This is a genomic window from bacterium (genome assembly GCA_040757115.1).
In the GTDB taxonomy this organism is placed as follows: domain Bacteria; phylum UBA9089; class CG2-30-40-21; order CG2-30-40-21; family SBAY01; genus JBFLXS01.
Window position 1 is genome coordinate 1 of record JBFLYA010000253.1, and the last position, 5,402, is coordinate 5,402.

Below are 5,402 nucleotides of genomic sequence, written 5' to 3' on the forward strand. Positions count from 1 at the left end.
ATACTTGAAGCAAAGATATTACCAAATTCCTCCAACTCTTTGAGAAACCCTGCTATTTCCTTTTTGAAATTTGATTTGTAATTTTGCATTTTGATATTTATATTTGATATTTAATATTTGATATTTATTTGTTGTCTCCCTCAAATCCTATTTTGCAGAACCCTATACACTATTTTAACCTTTATGCTAGATTAAGACACCACCAAAATTTGTTGCAATTTAAAACATCCACCCCCCTTATTTGTATCACCTTAACCCCCCTTACGGATTCAGGGTTGGCAAAGGCAAGGTTAAAAATCTGTTGCATTGTGCAACAATTCAGCCTTTTACAGGATTTTGATTACTCATAGCCCTACAATGACTTACGAAATACCTCCTATTTGGCATAAATCTTGCTTATAATCTTAATAGAGGATTAAGATGAAAAGGTTTTTCAGGAAATTTGAAACGATGATGTCAGCGATTACCTTTGCGCAAGAGGGCGAATTTGAAATCGCTAAGGAGATGCTAAAAGAAGACAGACGGGTTTTGTTGGCTATCAGAGAAGGAAAGACAGACCAAAAGGTGCTAACATACGCTTTGAATACCTGTCAGAGGATTGGGGCAAGCCTTGATATACTGTATGTATCAAGCAGGGATACTGTCGCTTCAAGCATTAATGACCTCTATAGCCATCTCAAAGAAGCAGGGATAAACTACAACCTGGTGAAAAAAAGCGGGGATTTCAAGCAGGAGGTAATAGACTGGACGAATCTTAATCAGGATGTTGTTTTTGTAGTCATAGGAGATAATCTCGATTTTGAGAGTAAGGATAAATGGCTTCCAGAGTCCTGGAACAAGATTAGATGTCCAATGATAGTAGCGAATGAAATTATAGCACTTATTAATCGAAATTTGACCCAGATATGGCTATGAAATTCCAAATCACAAATTCCAAATTCCAAACAAATTCGAATGACCAAAATTCAAAACATTACCCCCATAGTTTGGTATTTAGTACTTGAAATTTGGTGCTTATTTGGGATTTGGTGCTTGGGATTTGGGATTTTTTACTTATCCACCCTGAGTAAAATTTTGACTAATAACTGCTATAAGGAGGGAAATAACTATGGGTAACTATGTCAAGAAAAAGCCATATAGGAAGATGATAGGGATGGGTATTCTTTCCATTGCACTTTATACTGCTTTGCTTATGAAACAAGATATTATTAACGATTATTTTACAAGGGGTGGAATCTATGCCTTACTACCGATAATCACGGCGTTTCTTTTTTCTTTTATTCACGGTTTATTTACCGGTAATTTCTGGACAGTAGTAGGTATAGAGGCGGTTAAAAAAGAAACGAAAAAAAGTGAAGATGAGGGGGAAGATTGATTATGCATGAGGTAGTTAATTTTATTAATCTTGATTTAATAAACATCTTCTATCTATTTAGTCTGGGTTTTGTAGGGGGGCTGGTAAGTGGGTTTATAGGCTCTGGTGGGGCATTTGTGCTAACCCCTGGGATGATGAGTCTGGGGGTGCCGGGTTTGGTATCTGTAGCCAGTAATATGTGTCATAAATTTCCCAAAGCACTTGTCGGGGCTATCAAGCGAGCAAGGTATGGTCAGGTAGATGTTAAACTTGGTCTGATTATGGGTATATCTGCTGAAGCAGGTGTGCTTTATGGTGCTAATATTCAAGAAGGTATTAAAAAAACATTTGGGGAGGCAGGTTCAAATCTTTACATCAGCATAGTCTTTATTGTAATCCTTGGAATTGTAGGCACATTTGTGCTTCTGGATGCATTAGCGACTTACAAAGATAATAGTATCCATCAAGAAGAAAGGTTAACTAAACTTGCCCGTTGGGTGCAATCCATACATATCCCCGGAACAATGATTTACTTTGAGAGTTTAAAGGCACGGGTGTCAGTGCTCTTTACCATCCCTCTTGGTTTTGCCACCGGTATGCTTGCCGCTACTATTGCTGTGGGTGGTTTTATTGGTGTTCCGTCAATGATTTATATCCTTGGTGCACCGAGTCTTATGGCTTCTGCCACAGAGCTGGTGATAGCCTTTGTCATGGGACTGGGTGGCAGTCTTAAATATGCCTTACATGGAATGGTCGATATTAGACTGGCAATGATAATTCTTGGCGGCTCACTTTTTGGTATTCATCTGGGTGCTATTGGCACAACCTATGTTAAGCCTTTTATGATTAAAGTCGTGATGGGGGTGATAATGGTCACTGTCCTTTTTAGCCGCAGTTTGATGATACCAGTTTATCTTGCCCAGCTGGGAATCATTCAGAATATGAGTAAAATCACTATGATGTGGCTAAATAATTTGAGCTTTGCCATTATGGCATTAGCCTTGCTTTTAGGTGCCTTTATTATTCTCAAGGCACTCTGGCAGGGATTGACAGCAGAAAAACGATAGTAACCATTCACCGCAGAGACGCAGAGGAACAGAGAAATAAACCAGATAACAGAAAAGATTATTGAGGCAATCATTGTCCTGCATAGAACATCAAAACCAAATTGTTAATCAATCATGAGATGTCGGTCCCCAAAAGCTTACACTGATGAAAATTCGTGATGGAATGAAGTGTGTGGTAAATAGTTTTTATTTTTTTCTCTGCGTCTCTGTGTCTGTGCGGTAAACAGTTACAAATTTTGCTTCTCTGTAATTTTCGGTCACCCTTTTTTCATTATAGTTTCTACGGCGTTTAGTACCTGCTCAACGCTGATTTGTGACATACAAACATTTTCTTTGCAGTTATAGAAATGCCCAATTTTATTGCATCCTCGACATTGGACATTACTTTGAATGACAATTGATTCTTTTAGATATGGCCGCCATAATTCTACTACTCCTGGACCGAATAAAGCAATTAGTGGAGTTTTCACGGCACAAGCAAGATGCATTGGCCCACTATCATGTCCAATAAATAAATCGCTTTTGGCAATGATTGAGGTTAGTTGATAAAGTGTCGTCTTTCCTATTATTGAGATAATATCTTTAGACCTGGAATTAACTAAAGATAATATTCTATTACCTCTTTCAATATCATTAGAGGCACCTGTCAGAATGATTTTAGTCCTTTTTTTTAAAAGTTCACTAATTAACCCGGCAAATTTTTCCACTGACCACAATCTTTCTTTTTGTCTTGCACCAATATGAATAGTAATAAAGGAAATGGTAGTATCGTCTTTAAATTCTTTTAACAGTTGTGTGGCAAATTTATCGTCTTCTTGAGAAGGGAAAATCTTCAGGTCTTTATCTTTTAAAGGTATATTTAGTTCGGATAAAAAGTTATCGTAAAACTCCTTCATATAAATATTATGATTAAACGGAATGCCTTTTGTATAAAGTCTGCCCGAACCATCCCGATTAAACCATAACCGCTGGACACCAACCGCATTAAATCCAACCCTTTTTGGTGCTCGACTCAAACGGCAAAGCCAGGCAGTCCAATATGTGCCTGATAAATCAATGGCTAAAGCAAAATTAGTCTGGCGTAATTGGTTAATAAGTTTAATCTTGCCTGATAAACTTCTATCCTCATAAACGATAACCTCATCAAGGTAAGGGCATTTAGTTGCTAATTCTTTTATTTGCGGATGAACCACGGCAATAATTTTTTTATTCTGGAAATGTTCTCTTATCGCAGATTGCATCGTAGAACATAATACGAAATTGCCTATTCCATAGATTTGAATGAATAAGATATTATCTGCAGGAATTATAGGGTGAGGTTTTATCTTATCTATAAAAATATATATAAGTCCAGTTATCAAAATAACAAAAAGTTCTACTTCTAACCTTAATATTTTTAAAAACCGTTTAATTTTAATGGTCATCTTTATATTAGTTTTGTGAGGTAACTATTCAGCCCCAGATGGACACGGATGAAACACTGAAAATTCGTAAATCGTGTCCGTTTTCCGTGTCCGTGTAATCAGGTTGAAGGCTGAAGAGTTCTTCTGAAAATCGGGACTCGGGACTCGGGGTTCGGGACTCGAGAAGGCTGGTAGCCGCAGGCTTCAGCCTGATTTCACCTGAACCATCAAACCATCAAACCCATTTTCATCCCCCTTTGTGCCCACTCCCTGTGGGCATGAGCGTTTCTCCTTCTAACTTTTATTTTCTATCCTTCTTGATTCTCTGCCACTTCTTTCACTGGCTTTATTATTCTTACACCTGTAGTCTCAGCGGAAAATATCCACCAACTACCACAATTCTTACAAAGAGGGATATTATTATATTTTGCCTCAAGGTGCATCTGGCGTAACTGGTGAAATTTTGTCCCCTGCCATAGTTCTTCAATCGTATTTTTAGTTACATTCCCCATCAAGCACTTACCATGAAAATCTTTACAGCATACAGGCACATCCCCATTCCAATAAATCACCATTTGCTGCCACAAATACTGACAGGGCTTCCGATTATTTTCTGGAAAAGAAACTCTTCTATCCTCTACCTGTCCAGCCAGAGTATCATAATCTCTAATCTGAATGTAATCAGTATCATTTAAAAAATGCCTCCACATATCAATAAAACTCTCTATCTCGGTGACATTATCTTTCATCCTTATGAAAGAAATAACTGCCTGAGGACTTTGAGTTCCTATCTCTTTTTTTAATTGGAGAAATCTCCTCACATTGGTAGTAACCAGAGCAAAATCTCCTCCTTCTCGTAGTTTCTGATATGTTTTTTGGGTAGCCGCATCCACAGAGAATACTATTACATCCAATCCAGAAGAGATTATTTGTTTGGAGATTCCTTCATCAAGAAGCATACAGTTAGTCCCAACACACACCCTTTCTATTCCCCTGGTCTTAGCATACTGAATCATCTCTATTAGCTGCGGATGGAGTAAAGGTTCTCCATCGCCTGTGAGATAAAGGGAAGAAACATATTGGTGAGAGATTTCATCTACAAGCCTTTTATACAAACCAAACTCCATATTTCCAATCTTTCTTTGTAACCGCGGTCGGCAACACATAAGACACTTAAGATTACACAAATTGGTAATCTCAATAGATATTTGAAAGGGAAAAGGAAGTACCTTCTGGAGTTTCTCTCTTACTTCTTTTTCATTAACCCCTTGAGAGTCCCACCATATCTTCTTAATTTCTCTGATATAATCCCATACTTTCTGGTCTCTTTCCAAAGTCAAAATCTCCTTCCTATTTAAATTTTGTCAGTGTCTTTGAAAGATAATATATCACAAATTGTAAGCGTTCAGGTGGTGTAACAAAAGGAGATGTGGAGGGGAGATATTATTAAGAAAATTGAAATTAATAGAAACTAATAGAAATTTATGGAAATTTGTTGTTTTCCACAATCAATTTCTACCTATTTCTATAAATTTCAATCTATTTCTATTATCTTATCTCCATATCACTCTTATCTCC

5 protein-coding genes are annotated in these 5,402 nt (G+C 37.3%); 3 read left to right on the forward strand and 2 right to left on the reverse strand.

Features of this window, described 5'->3' with window-relative positions; all coding sequences use genetic code 11:
* Positions 1–420: 420 nt before the first annotated feature.
* The 3 genes from AB1422_16280 to AB1422_16290 all read left to right on the forward strand — a co-directional run bounded on the left by AB1422_16280 (position 421) and on the right by AB1422_16290 (position 2,421).
* On the forward strand, positions 421–915 hold the full coding sequence (locus AB1422_16280; protein MEW6620865.1) for a universal stress protein: 495 nt from the start codon (positions 421–423) through the stop codon (positions 913–915).
* Positions 916–1,108: 193 nt separating this feature from the next.
* Positions 1,109–1,375 carry a hypothetical protein gene (locus AB1422_16285; protein ID MEW6620866.1) on the forward strand — a complete coding sequence of 89 codons (267 nt, stop codon included), beginning with the start codon at positions 1,109–1,111 and terminating at the stop codon, positions 1,373–1,375.
* Between the two features lie 2 nt (positions 1,376–1,377).
* Positions 1,378–2,421 (forward strand): sulfite exporter TauE/SafE family protein, encoded by a 1,044-nt coding sequence (locus AB1422_16290; GenBank protein ID MEW6620867.1) that lies wholly within the window; start codon positions 1,378–1,380, stop codon positions 2,419–2,421.
* A gap of 257 nt (positions 2,422–2,678) precedes the next feature.
* Here AB1422_16290 and AB1422_16295 read toward each other — a convergent pair whose 3' ends face one another.
* Both AB1422_16295 and AB1422_16300 read right to left on the reverse strand, forming a co-directional pair.
* Positions 2,679–3,845, reverse strand: coding sequence for a glycosyltransferase family 9 protein (locus tag AB1422_16295; GenBank protein ID MEW6620868.1), 1,167 nt, complete (start codon positions 3,843–3,845; stop codon positions 2,679–2,681).
* Positions 3,846–4,132: 287 nt separating this feature from the next.
* The gene (locus AB1422_16300; GenBank protein MEW6620869.1) at positions 4,133–5,158 is read right to left on the reverse strand and encodes a radical SAM protein; all 1,026 of its coding nucleotides are present in this window, start codon (positions 5,156–5,158) and stop codon (positions 4,133–4,135) included.
* Positions 5,159–5,402 lie beyond the last annotated feature (244 nt).

What these genes read in the sequence shown, in the direction of transcription:
- AB1422_16290 (MEW6620867.1), top strand. Translation starts at nt 1,378, where the DNA reads ATGCATGAGGTAGTTAATTTTATTAATCTTGATTTAATAAACATCTTC.
- AB1422_16295 (MEW6620868.1), bottom strand. Translation starts at nt 3,845, where the DNA reads ATGACCATTAAAATTAAACGGTTTTTAAAAATATTAAGGTTAGAAGTA.
- AB1422_16280 (MEW6620865.1), top strand. Translation starts at nt 421, where the DNA reads ATGAAAAGGTTTTTCAGGAAATTTGAAACGATGATGTCAGCGATTACC.
- AB1422_16285 (MEW6620866.1), top strand. Translation starts at nt 1,109, where the DNA reads ATGGGTAACTATGTCAAGAAAAAGCCATATAGGAAGATGATAGGGATG.